At 64.7% G+C, this 17879-nt stretch carries 16 protein-coding genes and 1 other RNA gene; 7 read left to right on the plus strand and 10 right to left on the minus strand.

Features of this window, described 5'->3' with window-relative positions; all coding sequences use genetic code 11:
* Positions 1–113: 113 nt before the first annotated feature.
* From Q4I12_RS02090 to ffs, 6 genes are all read left to right on the plus strand, one after another.
* Positions 114–911, plus strand: coding sequence for a TonB family protein (locus Q4I12_RS02090; protein ID WP_302260323.1), 798 nt, complete (start codon positions 114–116; stop codon positions 909–911).
* Positions 912–936: 25 nt separating this feature from the next.
* Entirely contained in the window at positions 937–2250 is a 1314-nt protein-coding gene (locus Q4I12_RS02095) for a translocation protein TolB (RefSeq protein ID WP_302260324.1), read from the plus strand.
* Positions 2251–2464: 214 nt separating this feature from the next.
* Entirely contained in the window at positions 2465–2932 is a 468-nt protein-coding gene (pal, locus tag Q4I12_RS02100; RefSeq protein ID WP_006009112.1) for a peptidoglycan-associated lipoprotein Pal, read from the plus strand.
* A 212-nt stretch (positions 2933–3144) separates the two neighbouring features.
* Positions 3145–4107 carry a D-2-hydroxyacid dehydrogenase gene (locus tag Q4I12_RS02105; RefSeq protein ID WP_302260325.1) on the plus strand — a complete coding sequence of 321 codons (963 nt, stop codon included), beginning with the start codon at positions 3145–3147 and terminating at the stop codon, positions 4105–4107.
* Between the two features lie 163 nt (positions 4108–4270).
* A complete protein-coding gene (locus Q4I12_RS02110; RefSeq protein ID WP_302260326.1) occupies positions 4271–5068 on the plus strand; it encodes an amidohydrolase family protein in 798 nt (265 codons plus the stop codon).
* Between the two features lie 31 nt (positions 5069–5099).
* Positions 5100–5185, plus strand: an RNA gene (gene ffs / locus Q4I12_RS02115) — signal recognition particle sRNA small type.
* Positions 5186–5810: 625 nt separating this feature from the next.
* On the opposite strand, the gene Q4I12_RS02120 is transcribed toward ffs, so the two are convergent.
* The 10 genes from Q4I12_RS02120 to Q4I12_RS02165 form a co-directional block, all read right to left on the minus strand.
* Positions 5811–7190 (minus strand): sigma-54-dependent transcriptional regulator, encoded by a 1380-nt coding sequence (locus tag Q4I12_RS02120; RefSeq protein WP_072334933.1) that lies wholly within the window; start codon positions 7188–7190, stop codon positions 5811–5813.
* Positions 7191–7366: 176 nt separating this feature from the next.
* Entirely contained in the window at positions 7367–8950 is a 1584-nt protein-coding gene (locus tag Q4I12_RS02125) for a sensor histidine kinase (protein ID WP_297158571.1), read from the minus strand.
* 72 nt (positions 8951–9022) lie between these two features.
* Entirely contained in the window at positions 9023–10363 is a 1341-nt protein-coding gene (locus Q4I12_RS02130) for a phosphoglucose isomerase-related protein (RefSeq protein WP_302260328.1), read from the minus strand.
* Between the two features lie 105 nt (positions 10364–10468).
* On the minus strand, positions 10469–10822 hold the full coding sequence (locus Q4I12_RS02135) for a hypothetical protein (protein WP_168935149.1): 354 nt from the start codon (positions 10820–10822) through the stop codon (positions 10469–10471).
* Between the two features lie 12 nt (positions 10823–10834).
* Positions 10835–11347 (minus strand): YchJ family protein, encoded by a 513-nt coding sequence (locus tag Q4I12_RS02140; RefSeq protein ID WP_040370146.1) that lies wholly within the window; start codon positions 11345–11347, stop codon positions 10835–10837.
* A 304-nt stretch (positions 11348–11651) separates the two neighbouring features.
* On the minus strand, positions 11652–12494 hold the full coding sequence (locus Q4I12_RS02145) for a hypothetical protein (RefSeq protein ID WP_168935151.1): 843 nt from the start codon (positions 12492–12494) through the stop codon (positions 11652–11654).
* Positions 12495–12604: 110 nt separating this feature from the next.
* Positions 12605–12919, minus strand: a complete 315-nt coding sequence (locus tag Q4I12_RS02150) for a hypothetical protein (protein WP_278882004.1) — start codon at positions 12917–12919, stop codon at positions 12605–12607.
* A gap of 131 nt (positions 12920–13050) precedes the next feature.
* Positions 13051–13641, minus strand: coding sequence for a DUF4881 domain-containing protein (locus Q4I12_RS02155; protein ID WP_302260330.1), 591 nt, complete (start codon positions 13639–13641; stop codon positions 13051–13053).
* A gap of 11 nt (positions 13642–13652) precedes the next feature.
* Positions 13653–14708: a sulfite exporter TauE/SafE family protein gene (locus Q4I12_RS02160; protein WP_297137576.1), complete on the minus strand. Its 1056-nt coding sequence runs from the start codon at positions 14706–14708 to the stop codon at positions 13653–13655.
* A gap of 18 nt (positions 14709–14726) precedes the next feature.
* On the minus strand, positions 14727–15032 hold the full coding sequence (locus Q4I12_RS02165) for a DVU0150 family protein (protein WP_168935155.1): 306 nt from the start codon (positions 15030–15032) through the stop codon (positions 14727–14729).
* A 230-nt stretch (positions 15033–15262) separates the two neighbouring features.
* Between Q4I12_RS02165 and Q4I12_RS02170 the strand changes: the two genes are divergently transcribed.
* Entirely contained in the window at positions 15263–17830 is a 2568-nt protein-coding gene (locus Q4I12_RS02170; protein WP_302260332.1) for a sigma 54-interacting transcriptional regulator, read from the plus strand.
* Positions 17831–17879: the final 49 nt, after the last annotated feature.

Below are 17879 nucleotides of genomic sequence, written 5' to 3' on the forward strand. Positions count from 1 at the left end.
GATCCCGCTGTTTTTGGGGAAGGCCCCATCTTTCCCCAAAGATGCGCCATTCTGGAACGGCATTGCTGCATAAGAGCCGCATCGGCATGCACATATGCCTTCGTGGAGGTCACATGAAACGAATCCTTTCCCGCCCGACGGCCCTCTTGGGCCTGCTGCCGGTGCTCATGCTGTGCCTGGCGCCCCTGCACGCACGGGCCGCAGGCGCCGCTGCGGCGGACGTGGCCAACGGCTACGCCGGTGAGGCCATGGAAAAGATCCTGGCCAACTGGGCCGCCCCGGCCGACCGCGGCAAGGTGCGCATCGTGGTGCGCGTGGACGCGGAAGGCAAGGTGGAGCGCTGCGGCTATCTGGAAAAGTCCGCCAGCCAGGCCCTCAATGATTCCGTGTGCGGCGCGGTCATGAAGACCGCCGACCTGGGCAAGCCCCCCTACGGCATGAGCCAGGACGTCTACCTGACCTTCTGGCAGGGCAACATGGCCGACCTTTCCGGCACCAGCCGCCGCAAAGCCGCCGCAAAGCCCGCCGCGGGCACGGCCGCACCTGCCGCCGCGCCGGAGGCCAAGAGCGAGCCCGTCACGCTGGACACCAAGCCCGCAACCCTGACCACGCCGCTGAAGGCCCAGGACGCTTATGGCCCCAAACACGCTGCCTATTTCCGCAAGCTGGTCATGGAGCTGCGCAACGCCACCTTCATCCCCGCGGAACTGGCCAAGGGCACCTATTATGCCACGGTGCGCCTGGAGACGGACGCCTCGGGAAAGATCCTCAATTACAGCATCCTGCAAAGCAGCGGCAGCGAGCTGCTTGACAGATACGTCCGGCAGGGCATACGCCGGGCAGGAAAGGTCAGCCCCCCGCCCGCGGCTGTGGGCAGATTTGTGAACGTCACCCTAACTCTGGTGCGCTAGACACCACCACAAGGACCATTACGCCATGAAACGTCTTGCCATCCTTTTGGCCCTGGCCGTCACGCTGTCCCTGGGCAGCGCCGCCCAGGCCGCCATGCGTGTCGATATCTACGGCCCCGGCCAGAATATCGTGAACCTTGCCCTGGCAGCCCCCCTCACCGGCCCCCAGAAGCAGGCCAACGGCATGGGCGCCAAACTGCAGAAACTGGTGGAAGAGAACCTCAGCTTCCTGCCCTTCATGCGCCTGACGCCCGCCTCCTCCGTGCTGGGCGGTACCCTGCTGCCCGGCTACGAGCCCCCGAGCCTGGACTTCAAGCGCTTCCAGCTGGCCGGTTCGGACATCGTGGTCACCACCTACTGGCCCAACGGCGACAGCGGCACCAGCTCCGTGCAGATCCGCGCCTTTGAGACCAACACCGGCGGCCGTCTGTTCGGCAAGGAATACCCCCAGGTGCGTGCCGGCGACCTGCCCGAAGTGGCCGACCGCTTCTGTGCCGACCTGCTCGAAGTGCTGACCGGCAGCGGCGCCTTCTTCCGCTCCACCCTGGCCTTCGTCAAGAAATCCGGCCGCCTGTCCGCCAACGTGTGGCTGGTCAAGCCCACGGGCCGCGACCTGCGTCAGATCACCAACATCAAGGGCGAAGCCATGTCCCCGGCCTGGTCCCCGGACGGCCGCTTCATCGTTTTCACCCATATCGACGAAAAGTCCCACTCCCTGGGTGTGTGGGACCGCAAAAAGGGCAGCGTGCAGCGCGTGCGCTTCCCCGGCAACGTGGTCATCGGGCCTTCGTTCACGCCTGACAACAAGGTGGCCGTGGCCCTTTCCAACGGCCGCTACCCCGTCATCTTCCTGCTGAACCACGGCTTCCAGAAGGAACGCATCCTCGAAGGCGGCAACTCCATCAACGTGTCGCCCACCTTCGACAAGACCGGCACCAAGATGGTTTTCACCTCCTCGCGCCTGGGCGGCCCCCAGATCTTCATGAAGGACCTGAGCTCCGGCAGCATCACCCGCGTCAGCAAGAACGGCGGCTACAATACCGAAGCCAACCTCTCGCCTGACGGCACCTTGGTGACCTACAGCCGCATGACCGAATACGGCCACCGCATCTTCGTGCAGGACATGGTCACCGGCCTGGAACGCCAGATCACCTTCGGCCCCGGCAGCGACGAGCAGCCCTCCTTCTGCGGCGACAGCTACTTCATCGCCTTCGCCTCCAGCCGCGGCGGCTCCCGCGGCATCTACCTGACCACCCGTCATGGCGGCGATGCCAAGAAGGTGCCCACCGGCGGCGGCGCGGCCTCGTTCCCCCGCTGGGGCATGCCTGACGGCAAGTAGTTTTTGGCAGATTTTGTAAAATCCGGAGGTCCTGCCCGGCTTTTTCGGAAAAACCGGGCAGATTTCTGGAAAAAATAGGGGAATCCCCCCTATCCTGACTTGACAAAACTTGGTTCACATATACCATCCGTTCTGCGGATGGGATACCGCCATCCGCTGTGTACAGAAAGGAAAGGTACCTTTTTGGAGTTAGAGCTGTTCAGGAGGACACACAATGAAACGCTACGCTCTTATCCTTGCTCTGGTTATGGCCCTCGCCGCCGGTTTCGGCTGCGCCAAGAAGACCCAGGACGCCACCGGCGATGTCGATGACATGAGCCCCGAAATGCGTGCTGCCATCCAGCAGATCACTGACGGTCGCGTGCTGTTTGCTTTCGACAAGTTCGACATTCAGCCCCAGTACAAAGACATGCTGACCGCCAAGGCTGAACTGATGAAGAAGTACCCCAGCATCCGCGTGCGCATCGAAGGTAACTGCGACGAACGCGGTACCCAGGAATACAACCTGGCCCTGGGCGAACGCCGCGCCCGCGCCGCTTATGACTACATGGTTCGCCTGGGCGTGAACCCCGGCCAGCTGGAAATGATCAGCTACGGCAAGGAAAAGCCCGTGGTGCAGGGTTCCGGCGAAAGCGTGTGGGCCCAGAACCGCCGCGACGACTTCTGCGTGATCGCTCACTAGTCGTCAGCCATCCGGCTTTTAAGGGTCGCCCTTCGGGGCGACCCTTTTTTTTCGCCCCCCGTCCAAGGGCCGCCCCTTGCGGGGGCGTACGCCTAAGGCTACACTGCTCCCGAAAAAGCGGCTACAGCCCCTTTTTCTTCCCCTGCCTGTCCGGGCAACAGGCCATGCAGACACTGCCTGCCCGTTTTGCAGTGCGCGCAGCAAGGATCAAAATGAAGATAGTTGTGCTTGACGGCGACGTCATCAACCCCGGCGACATCAGCTGGGCGCCCCTGGAAAAACTGGGCGAGGTGGCCATCTACGGCGATACGCCCGAAGACCTGATCGTGGAACGGGCCGCCGGCGCGGAAGTGCTGGTCACCAACAAGGTCCCCCTGCGGTCGGGCACGCTGTCCCGCCTGCCCGACCTGCGTATGGTGGCCGTCCTGGCCACAGGTTACGACATCATCGATACTGCCGACGCCGCCGCACACGGCATCCCTGTCTGCAACGTGGTGGCCTACGGCGTGGACGACGTGGCCCAACATGCCTGGGCCCTGCTGCTGGAGCTGTGCCGCCGTACCGGCGAGCATACGGCCAGCGTCTGCGCCGGTGAATGGAAAGACACCTGGTGCTACTGGAAGACCACGCCCGTCTGCCTGCGCGGGCGGACGCTGGGCGTCATCGGCTTCGGCTCCATCGGCCGCCGTGTAGGCGAGCTGGGGCACGCCTTCGGCATGTCCGTCCTGGCCAACTGCCGCACCCCCCGCAACCCTCCGTCCTACAGCCCGTTCGCCTTCGCCTCCACGGACCAGATATTCCAGCAGGCCGACGTCATCTCCCTGCACTGCCCGCTGACCGATGCCACCCGGGCCCTCATCAACGCCAAGGCCCTGGCCCGCATGAAGCCCGGCGCCATCCTCATCAACACGGCCCGCGGCCCTCTGCTGGATGAGGCCGCCGTGGCCGAGGCCCTGCACAGCGGCAAGCTGGGCGGCCTGGGCGTGGACGTGCTGGCCAAGGAGCCCCCGGCGGCGGACAATCCCCTGCTGCACACGCCCAACACCCTCATCACGCCCCACATGGCCTGGGCCACGGCCCGTTCGCGGCAGAACATCATCAACCTCACGGCCGAGAACATCCTCCGCTGGCAGCAGGGCACCCCGGTCAACGTGGTCAACGGCGTGAAGGAATAACCAACGAACCAACACCGGAAGGCGCGGGCGCGGCCAGTGCTGCGCCTCCGGTCACGGAACGGCAAAAGCACCAGCCTCCCTGTCCTTTCCCCACCGGTCCTTCCCCCGAAAGGAAGCGGCAGGAGCTCAGGGACGCATCTTCCACAAGACATCCGAGCCCATCATGTTTTTCGACATCCACACCCACGCCTTCCATCCCAAGATCGCCCACAAGGCCGTGGACCATCTCAATACGGTCTATCACCTGGACTGCCGCGGTGACGGCACCATCGAACACCTTCTGGAGCGTGAGAAGGCCGCCGGCATCGACAGATGCATCGTCCTCTGTGCGGCCACGGCCCCCGCGCAGGTCATCCCGGCCAACAACTACGCCATGAAGCTGCAGCGGGAACATGAGGAAGTCATCGGCTTCGGCACCCTGCACCCGGCCTATGTGGACTGGGAAGACGAACTGGAACGCATGAAGGCGGGCGGCCTGCGCGGCATCAAGCTCCATCCCGATTTCCAGGGCTTCGCGCTCAACGACCGCCGCCTGCTGCCCATCTTCGAGAGCGCCCAGGACGACTTCGTCTTCGAGATCCATATCGGCAGCGACGCTCCCCTGGACAAGGCCCCTTCCAGCCCCTTCATGCTGGCCGACCTCATGCGCTCCTTCCCGCGCCTGCGGGTCATCGGTGCCCATTTCGGCGGCTATCAGATGTGGGATTACAGCCTGGAGGCCCTGGGCGACTTTGAGAACCTCTGGATAGACACCTCCAGCACCACGCCCTATGTGACGCCCTCGCTCCTGCAGCGGCTGCTGGCCCGTCACTCCCCGGACAGGCTGCTGTTCGGCACGGACTGGCCGCTCTATGATCCCGCCCACGAGCTGGAGCGCCTGCGTACCATGAGCGGCCTGAGCGAGGACGCCATGGAGCGCATCCTCAGCAATGCGGGCCGCCTGCTGGGGATCGGGGCTTGACAGCAGCCCCCTTTTACGGCTAGCTTGCCTTCAAGCCGGACGGCGGCAGCACTGCCAACCCCGTCAGGTTCGAAAGAAAGCAGCGGTAACAGCCGCTGCCGGGTGTCCGGCCCACAAAAGCCGCGAGCGTGAAAACGCTCGCGGCTTTTTGCGTTTGCAGCAAGCGATTTGAGCAAGGCGCTTTTTTGGGGGAAGGGAGCCCCCTCATCTCTGCTGTCGATGCCCGTAAAGCTCCTTCGTCGCTAACGGGCACGGCCCTTCTGGCCAGCATTCGGTCGCTACTCGCGCGAGAGGCTTCCCTCCCCCCATCCCCTTCCCGGCGCGCTTTATAGGAACGCCGGCGCCGGTGCGTCACGAGATACGGCGTGGTGGCCTCTACCGAGCGGCATCAGGCCCGACGTGCCACGTCAGGCTCCCGTCCTCTCCAGGCCCCGGTCCCCTGCCCAGGCACACGCCTTCAAGCCGCCCGCCAATTCACGTGAACAGCTCCCAAGAGCCCGACGAAGGGAAACAGCCTGTCCTGCAAAAAAAACATCCATCATCCTCACAAAATACCTCCCCGAACGGCCTCCCCCAAAAACAAAAAGGCCCTGCCGGAGGACCGGCAAGGCCAGCAAGATCTTCATGTCACGACAGCCGTCAGGGACCTGAATAAAAGGTTTTGGAAAGGTGGGGGATCGGGGGGAGGGAGAACCTTTTTCCCGAAAAGGTTTCCCTCCCCCCGCAAACATCCTTCCCCACCCTAATGCCCGGTAATGGCGTATTTCTTGAGCTTGTACTGCAAAAGGCTCTTGGAGATGCCCAGCAGCTCGGCGGCCTTGACCTGCACCAGATCGGCGCGTACCAGCGCACGGCGGATGAGGGCGGCCTCGATCTTCTCCAGGGTATCGGCCAGGTCCAGCTGCACGGGCAGCAGGTCCACGGCGCTCTTGAACTGCGAATCCTCATCCCGGATCTCGGCGGGCAGGTTGTCCACGTCGATGACCGTACCGGGCACCAGCACCATGCAGGACTCCACCACGTTCTCCAGCTGGCGGATATTGCCGGGCCACTCGTAGCCGCTCAGGTAGTTGAGGGCCTCGGTGGTGAACTTTTTGGCCGGCATGTCGTTCTCGCGCGCCACCTTGTCCATGAAGTGGGCCACCAGCAGCGGGATGTCCTCCCGGCGCTCGCGCAGGGCCGGCAGAGGGATCTGCACCACGTTCAGGCGGTAGTAGAGGTCATCGCGGAAGGTGCCCTTCTCCACCATGGCGGCCAGATCCTTGTTGGTGGCGGCCACCACGCGGATGTCCACCTCGATCTCCTCACCGCCGCCCACGCGCTCGAAACGGCGCTCCTGCAGCACACGCAGCAGCTTGACCTGCAGATCGGGCGTCAGCTCGGCGATCTCGTCCAAAAAGAGCGTACCGCCGTCGGCCTGCTCGAAACGGCCGCGCCGCATGGCCACGGCACCGGTGAAGGAGCCTTTTTCATGGCCGAAGAGCTCGCTCTCCAGCACGCCGGGGTTGAGGGCCATGCAGTTGACCGAGACGAAGGGCTTTTCCTTGCGCGGGCTGGCGTAATGGATGGCGCGGGCCACCAGTTCCTTGCCCGTGCCCGACTCGCCGGTGATGAGCACCGTGGAGCGGCTGGGCGCGGCACGGTCCACCATGACCAGCACATCGCGGATGGCGCGGCTGCGGCCCACGATCTGGTGCACGCTGTAGCGCTCTTCCATGGCTTCCTGCAGCAGGCGGTACTGCCGGTGGGCGCGGGCCAGCTCCGTGGCGTTGTGGATGGAGAGCAGCAGCTCGTCGTTGGAGAACGGCTTGGTGATGTAGTCGAAGGCCCCGTATTTCATGGCCTCCACGGCGCTTTCGATGGAGCCGAAGGCCGTCATGATGAGCACCGGGATGTAGGGCCAGCTTTTCTTCACATGCTGGAGCACCTCGCGCCCGGAGACCTTGGGCATCTTCATGTCCGTCACCACCACGTCCACTTCGCTCTCGGCCAGGAAGGCCAGGGCCGTCTCGGGGTCGCTGATGGCGGTGACGGTGTAGCCCTCATCCTCCAGCAGGGTCTGCAACACCAGCAGGTAGTTTTTTTCGTCGTCGATGACCAGAATATGCGATTTGTCACTCATGGTGTTTCTCCCGGTACAGGCGTGAGGCGGCTCCGATCAGGCCCAGGACCGTATTGCCCGCAAAAAACTGATTTTCTGCCAGCAGCCCCGCCGATGGAAGACGCTGCGGCCAGCCTGCGACATCGTTCCTGCCCAGGCTGCCCGCAGGCGGGAGGCGGCCTGGCGTGCGGGCACGTCTAGCTCTCTTTGCCGGGCTCCGGCGTCCCGTTTTCCCTGTCGTCGGCGGGCCGGGCGGCGGCTTCCCCGCTTTCCGCGGGGGCGGACTGGGCTTCCGCGGCAGCAGCGGGGCTCTCAGGCTCTTCAGGCTTTTCCGGCTCCGCCGCAGGCAGCAGGATGCGCACCAGGGCCCCGCCTTCGGGGCCGTTGGCCAGCCGGATCTCGCCGCCATGGCTGTTGATGATGGAACTGACGATGGGCAGGCCCAGGCCCGTACCGCCGTCCTTGGTGGTGAAGAAGGGATCCAGCACGCTGTCCAGCAGGGCCGGATCGAAACCCGGTCCCGAGTCCAGGGCCTCCAGCACCACGCGCCCGTCGTCGCTCCGGCGGCTGCTGATGCGGATGATGCCCGGCCCGTCCATGGCCTGCTGGCCGTTGACCAGGATGTTGTAGATGGCCCGGTAGAGCAGGTCCTTGTCACCGCGCACCCACAGACCGGGCGAGGTGACCCGCTCGATGGCCACGCCCACACGGCCCAGCTCACCTTCCAGGAAGGCCAGCACCTGACTCAGCACAAGATCCAGATCCACCAGATCCTGCCGCGGCTGGCGGGGACGGGCATAGTCCAGAAAATCGTTGACCGTCTGCGACAGACGGACGGACTCGTCATAGATGGCCTGCAGGATGCGCGAGGTCCCGGCATCGGCCTTGCCCATACGGCGTTGCAGCAGCTCCGCGCTGGAGCGGATGATGCCCAGCGGGTTGCGTATCTCATGGGCGATGCTGGCGATGACGCGGCCCATGCTGACCAGCTTCTCGTTGCTGTGCAGCTCGTTCTCCAGCTGGCGGTTCTTGGCCATGCGGTCGGCCAGGACGCGTTCCGCCCGCTGGATGAGCATCAGGAGCAAGGCGAACATGATGACCGACGACAGCAGGCAGGTCACCACCACCACGCCCTGGAAAAGCAAGATCTGCTCGTAATCGCTGGTGATGTCCTGCGTCAGCTCCAGCGCCCCCATGATGGGCGGCTCCGCCCCCGGCTGGAGGGGTTCCCCGCGCAGGGGATAGAGGGTCCGCAGGACGAAGGTCCCCGACGGCCGGGGCAGGTGGAAGATGGCCCGCCAGTCCGGGATATTGGAGATCAGCTCCGGCTTGGGCACGCCGCCGCGCAGGGTGCTGTCCAGGCTTTCCGGGCCCACGCCCATGCGGCCCAGCTCTTCCTTGCTGGTGGAATAGGCCACCACCCGCGTGAAGTCATAGATGCGCAGGCGTTCCATGGGCAGCCCGTGGACCACGGACTGCACCACCTGATCCAGCCTGTCGTACTGGCTGGGCTGGCGCAGGGCGATGCGCCCGTGGGCCAGCAGCGTGGGCAGGGCGAAACGCCGGTAGATCTGGTGGTTGAGGTTCTCGGCCAGCAGGCGGGAAAAGTTCTCCTGCCGTGTCAGCAGGGCCTCGCGCGCCGAATTGGCGATGAAGAACGACAGCACCAGACTGGTGGCCATGATGACCAGCAACGAGAGCCAGGACAGCGTGCGGGCATAGCTCAGCGGCAGATCCTGCTCTGCCGTCGCTCCCGCTGCGGCGGTACCACCTTTGAACATGCGATGCTCCAGTCTGCCGCCCACGGCCCGCAACAGGGCAGGCCGGAGGCGCGGCAGGGAAAAACGGGCCCCCTAGAAGCTCTCGGGCTCCTGCGCCACAGCCAGAAATTCGGCCAGGTCGGCAGCCTCCCGGGGATAACCGGACGCCCCCAGACGGGTGTTGGCCAGCCGCTTGCCCAGTTCCACCGCGGGCTGGTCCAGCGGATCGATGTCCATGAGCCAGCCGGTGAAGACCGTGGCCGCTTCCAGCAGCAGCATCATGCTGCCCGCGGCGCGGGGCGTGCATTCGCCCATCTCCATGTGCAGCAGGGGCACGCCGCTCTTGCACAGGGCCATGCGCGTGCCCAGGCCTTCGGCTTCCAGCAGGGCCCCGAAGGGCTTGCCGCGCAGCCAGCTCCAGTGGTCAGGCAGGTCCCGGCCGAAATGCCGCCCCTGCTCCAGTCCCCTGGCGGTCACGAAGATGCAGCCCTTGTCACGCTGCCCGTCCAGGAACATCTGGTTGACGGAATGCTGGTCCGTGACCCCGGTGGCGGGCACGGGCATGATGCCCTTGCCGTCCTTGCCCAGGCTCTCGGCCCAGAGCTGGGCGAACCAGGGGCCATAGGTGGCCCATTGCGGCACATAGCAGAAAAACACCAGCTGGCTGTAGCCGTGGCTCTCCAGGGCGTTGGCCCAGCAGGCCAGATGGAAGGCGGGATGCCCGGCAAGGCAGGACGGATCCTGGGCCAGCGGGCGGGCCACAGCGGCCGCCCCGTCCAGCAGGGCCTGCCAGTCGATACCCAAAAAGGCGGCGGGCAGCAGGCCCACGGCCGAAAGGGCCGAATAGCGGCCGCCCAGATTGTCCGGAACTTCCAGCGAATCCAGAGCGTAGCGGGAGGCCTCCTCGCGCAGGAAACCCTGGTGCAGGTCCGTGACCACGATCATGTGCTCGTGCCAGCGCTCGCCCAGGGCCTTGCGCAGCCAGTCCCGGCAAAGGAAGTACTGGGCAAGGGTCTCGATGGTGCCGCCGGACTTGCTGATGCAGACCACCGTGGTCTCGTGGGGCGGCAGCTTGGCCAGCCAGCTCTCGAAGGTGGCGGCGCAGACGTTGTCCGCGATCCAGAGGCAGGGGCCGTCATGGCAGGGACCGTCCTGCCCGGGCGCAAAGGCGCGCTGCAGGGCGCGGGCCCCCAGTGCGGAGCCGCCGATGCCCAGCACCAGCATATGGCGCCGCGCACGGACCCGGGGCAGCAGGGGCGGCAGTTCCCGCTCCAGGCGCTCCCGGTACGGCATGGTCAGGAAAGGCAGCGAGCCTTGCGCGCATTCCGTCTCCAGACGGCGCGACAGCTCCGGCGCACGCGCGGCGAAAACGGCGGCAGCGTCCCGCTGCAGACGACCGGTATAGGCGCGGGACCATTCAAGCGTATGCATCATGGTGTCCTCCCCCTGGATGGGGCGTCTTCCGCAAGGGAAGCCAAAAGGACCGGCAGGGCCGGAAAGAGGCCCGGAGCGGCACCACGATGATGCCGCTCCGTGAGATCAAAACAGTTTCAGGGGCTTGGGGGCAAAAAAACGCCGCCGCACCTCTTTGTAGGTTTGCGGTCGCACGCCGAAACGGTAGCGCCACAGCACGCAGTCCTCACGGGCGGCACACTGGCGCACGTCGGCACGGCTGCCGGCGCACATCATGCACTGCCCGCGGATGACGCGCAGGGCACGGCGCGGCGCATCCGGGCCATGCCATTCCGGACGGCTGTCCGCCTCGATGGCGGCCATGCGCCAGCCCCACAGGGGGCAGTCCTCATCCGCGCACTGACGCACGGAACGGGAGGAATTGCCCTGACATTCAAGACAAAATTGCCGGATGGCGGCAACAGGGCCAGGATTGGCCATGGATCCCCCCGCCTAGGCCGATTCCCGGCCGCAGCACTTCTTGTACTTTTTGCCGCTGCCGCAGGGACAGGGATCGTTACGGCCCACCTTGGGCTCGGGACGACGGTAAGCCTTGGGGCGACGGGCCACGCCGTCCACATAGTACAGCTTGCCGTCCTTGCGCTGGAAAAAGCTGCGTTCGCCGATCTGGCGCACGGAACCTTCCAGTTCGTAGTAGGCATAAAATTCGGCCGTATCGAAGAGCTCGCCGTTCTCGCCTTCGGGCTGGTCCTTTTCACAGGGGCCCATGTCCAGACGCAGCCAGTGGACGTCACGGGTCTGCTCTTCCAGCATCTGGGCGGTCAGATCTTCGCGATAGGCGGGATGGGTGGTCTCCACCAGATAATCGAATTTGCCGAGGCAATAGGCGCTGAAGCGCGAGCGCACCATGGTGTCGGCATCATCGGGCCAGGCCTTGCCTTCCAGGTAGGGACCACAACATTCGTCCAGAGGGCGGCCACTGCCGCAGGGACACAGTTCAGACATCTTGCAGTTACATCCTTGTTATGACAGCTGCCATGGCAGAGCCACGGCGCTTTGCAAGTGTAGCCCATGGCCGCCCCGGCGGCAAGCAGGACAGGCGGGGGACGGCGGAACGGGGCGCGTTGCGGGGCATGACGCTGTTCCCGCCCCGGCGGCCCCTCTTCCGGGAGACAGCCGGACACCGGCCCCCCTTCCCTTCCGGGACGGGACATGCCGAAAAGCCCGGCGCGCGGCCGGAGCTCCACAGACGATGAAAAAGGGCCTCCCTGCCGGGAAGCCCTCCATGCGATCTTTTTGGGCAAAAGACTCAGTTGCGCGGTGCGGACAGACGCACGTAGCAGCTTTCCGGGATTTCGCCGTCGGGCAGTTCCCCGGCAGCCATCCGCAATTCCATGCAGGTGGCGGCCTTTTTCTCCAGCCTGGCCCGGCCCAGCAGTTGCCCACCGGCATCCACCACCTCGCACAGGGCCCCTTCGGCGGGGCCTTCCTTCTTGGAGCCCGAGCACCAGAGCATCAGGCTGCCGTCCTTCCGGGCCTCCGTGCGGAACACTTCGCTGAACCCGGCGTACCAGAGCAGCCTGACGATGCGCCGCCCGGACAGGAAGGAGAGCAGGCCCGGCACGACGCCGATACAGGCCAGGATGCCGGACAGCCAGAAGGGATTGAAGCCCAGCAGGGACACGGTCAGGGAGTAGGCCCCCTGACGCAGGCTGGCGGCGTCGCTCCAGACGGTGACCTCATAGCGCTGCGTGGCGCTGGCCGGTGTGCCGCGCACCCGGACGCTCAGGGCATAGGTGCCGGGAGTGGCCCCCTGCTCCGCCACGATCTCGCCGCGCCACATGCCGTTGCCGAACCAGTAGCTGGCAAAAAAGCCGTCCAGACGGAAGCTCAGCGGCGCGCCTTCCGGGGTCACGGAGACCAGCAGGTCGCTGTCGCGCGGCTTGTCGATGCCGATGGGACCGGAAAGCATGGTCCCCTGCCCGGCAACGATGTCCAGATGGTAGGACCCGGCACGCATGAGGGCCTGCAGACCGTCCACAAGAACGAGGACAGCCAGCCCCAGCACAAGAGCGGCCAGCAGGCCTGTGCGGCGCTGGCGTTCTTTGAGGGCTGGCAGTGCCTGCCAGAAGGAATTGGAGGAATCGCTCATACGGGCAGTCTAGAGGAAGAGCGGCCTTCCGGCAAGCCCGCCGCCTCCGCTTCGGGCCCCGGCCCAAAGCGGCGGGGACGGAGGGCAGCGGGCTTTTCCGGAGGCGAATGTCAGCGAACGATCCCCAGGTGGTGCTGGGGCTGTTCCAGGACCCGCCAGTAGACCAGACTGGCGCCCTGCCGGGGCAGTTCGATGTAGGTGGCGCCTTCATCGGCGTAGACCTGACGGATCTTGCGAATCAGGGCGAACGCCCCCATCCAGACAGGAATGGAGATGCCAAAGAACCAGAGGCAGAACGTGCTCATGGAGGACATGGGCGAACGGGAGGCCATGTACATGCCCAGGAAGACAGCGCCTATCATCACCACATTGGCAACAATGCGGACGATGCTGGAATACAGGGAACGCTTGTAGCTGCTGGTCATGACGGGCTCCTTGGCGGGAAGAAGGTCTGTTATCAAAAGACTGCCGGGAAAGGCTTTTCACGGCAGTCTCGTCTAGCAGGAGGGGGTGGGGGGCGGAGGGCCGCCCCCCGGGTTGTGGATGCTGCTGTTGTTTACTTCTTGAAGATGTTGGTGCGGGTGATGTTCATGAACCGCAGGGCCTGATGCTTGGCATTTTCCTTGTAGTACATGCGGACTTCGTCACCGGCTTCCCAGGTGGCCGGGGGCAGGTCGATCTTGTCGGCGGGGATGGTGAAGGTCACCAGGGCCTGCAGGCGGGCCGAGTATTCGGTCACAGACATCTTGTCCTTGTCGATGATGGGGAAGGTCTTGCCGTGCACCTTGGGATGGGTGCGCTTGAGGCCCTTCTCAACATCGGAGAACTGCACGTTCAGGACTTCCAGAGCCTTGGTCTCGGGGTTGAAGATGGTGACGGTGGACTTTTCCAGGTCGAACATCACGCGGCCGCCGGGAACGGGCAGGGGACCGATTTCAGACGGATCGGCAGGCAGGGTGTACTCATGGACGCCGCCGGAGTAGTGGGGGTTGCGCTGGTCATGATTGACGTCCAGCACCACCAGAAGGGTTTTGGTTTCCGGATTGAAGGCCACGCAGCGGCCCTGTTCCACCTGGCCAAATTCGCACGCGGTCAGACCGAGGCTGAGAGCCAGTACCAGAGTCAGAATTACGTTACGCATTCTCATGTGCTGCCTCCTTACGCCTGGCGCTTCTTGGCGGCCAGTTCAGCCTTGGCGCCCTGAACCATACGGACGGTGATGTAGAGGGAGATGGCGCTCACGAAGCCCAGGACCACCACGGTGGCGATGCCGTTGATGAAGCCGGCATAGGCGGGGAAGTAGGGCTGGATGAGCTTCAGGACCACGGAAGCGAGGCAGCCGAGCACGGCGCAGCCGAAGGCGATACGGATGCCGTAACCCTTGATGTACTTGGTGGCGACAGCGCCGACCTGGGCACCGATGGCGGCGCCGACCAGCATGATGAGGGCGGCCACGAGTTCAGTACGACCCTTGAAGGTGAAGGAAGCGGCGCCGTACAGGCCGGAGATGGCCACTTCGAAGAGGTCCGTACCCACGGCCACATGGGTGGGGCAACCAACCAGGTACACCAGGGCGGGCATGCGGATCAGACCGCCGCCGATGCCGAGGATACCGGCCAGCCAGCCGGTGAACAGGGAGACCACGATGGGCAGCCAGGCGGAGCAGTAGATACCGGCGCCGTGGAAGTGCACCATGGGGGGAATGCGGATGGCGTGCAGCTTGGAGGCCCAGTCGAGACCGGTGGCGGTAGCGGAGAGCGCTTCACCGCGGGCGGCGGCTTCGCGTTCCTTCTTCTTGCGCAGGGACACGTCATGGAAGACCATCCAGGCCATGCAGATCAGCAGCACGACGTACAGCCAGCGCACGACCTTGTCGACGGAGCCCAGGCGTTCCAGCCACATCAGCATCTGGGCGCCCAGTTCCACACCGATGATGGTACCGGCCAGCATGGTCAGGCCGAGCTTGTAGTCAACGTTACCGAACTTGCCGTGCCGCAGGGTCGAGATCAGGGATTTGCCGGCCATGTGGGCAACGTCCGTGCCCACGGCGAAGGCCATGGGGAAGCCGAGGATGTTCAGACCGGGGGTAACCATCCAGGCACCGCCCATACCAAAGAAACCACCGATAATGCCGACGCCGAGACCCAGAATGATCAGACCGGGCCAGAAAATCGTCACGCCGGAGATGGGCATCAAAACATACAACCAATCCATGTTTTCCTCCCTTCCGGCCTAGTGTTCAGCCAGCTCGCGGTGCTTGAGGTCGATACCGATGTGCGACATCACAACGTCGGCCAGGAAGCCGAAGATGCAGCCGACCGTCGGGATGATGATGATGGTCAGGATGGTGAAGTACAGATGACTGTCATTGTACATCTGCGCCCACCACAGCATGATGCCGTCCAGGCGGCGGGTATCGGCCACGATGACCACGTTTGCCGCTGCCTTCTTGGCTGCCAGGGCCAGGGAAGGCATCATGACCAGCAGCATGACGAAACTGCCCGCAATGGCTGTCCAGAGCTTGCGCATCATTTTCATGTTCTCCTCCGGGTCTTGGGGTTGTTGCATCCAGATCCTGCGTCCCACGGCAGGACCATTCGTCCTAAACTTCACATGCTCGTTTTAAGCAACACCCGTGCCAATTTCGCTAAAAAACCCGGAAATCCTTGATTGGCAACACTGCCAAGCGTTTTTTCTCTTGCGCAAACTGCGCATTGCGGATAGATTTTCAGGAAAGTTGCACGCTTTTTGCGTTATCGGGAGGCTGTATGCGCATCTGGACCAGACCCGTCCTGGGAAATTCGCTGGAAACCACCCGGTTCTTCGTCAACCGCAGCATGACAAGCCGGGTGCTTTTGCTCGGTTTACCACTTTTAACGCTGGTTTTATTACTTGTTTTCCTCGCAACGGGACGCAGTATCGAAGCCCTGGTCAATCGCGCAATAGCCCGCAATGCCCAATTGCATGCCCAGGCCATGAGCCTTTCGCTTGAGCAAATTCTCACAGAGACCCGAAACCAGCTCCTCATCCTGGCCGCCGGCTCCATGGATCCCAAAGATATGGTGCGCCGCCTCCAGTTCCGCGTGCGTGCCGAAGGCTTGCGCTACCGCGAGGTGGCCTTCATGGGCACGGATCCCTCCCAGCGCTATCTGCTGCTCAGCTACGGCGGCGAGATCATCTCCATCCCTCCCGATATCGCCTCCGCCACCGTGGGCAACCCCTTCACCAGCCTGAGCGCGGCCCAGCGGCCCGGCCATGTGCAGATCAGCCAGCCCCTGGAAGTGGTCTATTCCATGGTCCCGCTCAACGATTCCGTGCAAAGCATCCCCCTTTACGTCATCCGCTTCTCCACGCCCATCTACGACAGCCAGGGCGTCTTCCAGGGCATGCTCATCCTTTCTCTGGACCTGACCGTCCTGCGCGACGCCATCAGCATGTTCTCGTCGTCGTCCGCTCCCCTGCGCACCGCCGACGACGAGACCCGCATCCGCAGCATCTTCTTCGACAACCAGGGCTGGATGCTCTTCCAGTCCGAGAATCTGGAGGCGGACGAGGCCGGCGGCCGCCTCAACAGCGACTCGCTGCGCGCCGGCTTCCAGGGCGAGTTCGGCCGCGCCGGCTTCAGCACCGCCTTCCGGCCCGGCCCCAACCACGTCAATTACTGGTCCATGGTCTCCAACGTCCAGGCCGGGCACTCCGGCCAGATCTTCCTGGACAACAGCGATGCCTGGGGACACGAGAACAGCGCCGTGGAAGGCGTCAGCTTCGCGCCCGTCACCTTTGCCGCCAATCCCGACAGCCCGCGTACCATCATGGGCGGCCTGGCCGTGCTGGACACCAGCTTCACCGCCACCCGCACCGGCATCCAGATCATCGGCATCTACGGCATCTGCCTGCTGGCCGGCATCTGCCTGCTGGGACTGGGCCTGGCCTGGCTGGCACGCGGCACCACCAAGCGCCTGCGCCGCCTGTCCAATGAAGTGAACATGCGCATCGACAGCCATAGCTCCAACCCGCTGGTGCTGCCGCCCATGCCCCGGGAGCTCGAACAGCTCAAGGATGCCATCAACGCCCTGCTCCACCGCCTGCGCCGCAGCGAGGAGGAACAGCTCAACCAGCAGCTCATGCAGGACGCCCGCCGGGCCCGCGAACCAGCCGAGAACATGCCGGAGCTGGACGACATCCCCGAAAACGGCCTTGTGGGCACCTCCGCCGCCATGCAGGACCTGCGCGCCAACATCCTCAAGGCCGCGCCCACCATGGCCGACGTCCTCGTCATCGGCGAGACGGGCACCGGCAAGGAGCTTGTCTCGGCGGCCATCCACCAGGCCAGCCCCCGTGCCAACGGCCCCTTCATCACCATCAACTGCGGTGCCCTGGACGAGAACCTGCTCATGGATACCCTGTTCGGCCACGTCAAGGGCGCCTTCACCGAGGCGCGCCAGCCCCGCAAGGGCGCCTTCCTCACGGCCGAGGGCGGCACCCTGATGCTGGACGAGATCGGCAACGCGGCCCCCAAGGTCCAGCAGGCCCTGCTGCGGGCGCTCTCCACCCGTATGATCCGCCCGCTGGGCAGCGACGAGGACGTGCCTTTCGATACCCGCATCATCGCCGCCACCAACGCGGAGCTGTTGCAGGACGCCCAGGAAGGTTCCTTCCGCGAGGACCTCTATTACCGTCTGGCCGTCATCACCATCCGCACGCCCCCCCTGCGCCGCCGCAAGTCCGACCTGCCCCTGCTGGCCGTCTTTTTCCTGACCCGGGCCGCGGAATCCCAGGGCCTGCCCACGCCGCGCCTCAGCCGCGGCGCCCTGCGCAAGCTCCAGGAATACCACTGGCCGGGCAACGTGCGCGAGCTGCAGAACTGCCTGGCCCGGGCCCTGGCTTTTTGCGAAAATGGCCTCATTTTTGCAGAAAACATCCAGTTGGGACCGGATACCCTTCCCGGAGACATTGCGCGACCGGAACGCGGCAAGCTCTCCTGCCCGCCCGCACGGGCCGACAGCAGGCAGCCCCACGGCGAGGCTGCGGAAACGGCAGAAAGTCCTGTTGCCCAGCCCGTTCCGGCCGAAAGCGAGGATCAAGGCGCGATGCCCGCTGCGGAAGATGCCCAGCCGCGCCTCAATGCCCGTCTTGCCCGTCTGCTGCCCCAGATAGTGGAGCTCGGCAGCATCAGCCGGCAGGAATATCAGGACATGTCAGGCAAGGACATCTCCATGCGTACCGCCCAGTACGACCTGCAGATTCTGGTCCGTCTGGGCCTTGTCCGCAGGGAAGGGCGCGGCCCGGCCCAACGCTATATAGTGTTGCCGGCAGCACGCGGGTTCCGCGCCTGAGGCAGCCCTTCCGTGACATGACGGCACGGCGGTAGGCCGCCTGCCGGAT

Origin of the sequence: Desulfovibrio piger (genome assembly GCF_951793255.1) — a bacterium.
Lineage (GTDB): Bacteria > Desulfobacterota > Desulfovibrionia > Desulfovibrionales > Desulfovibrionaceae > Desulfovibrio.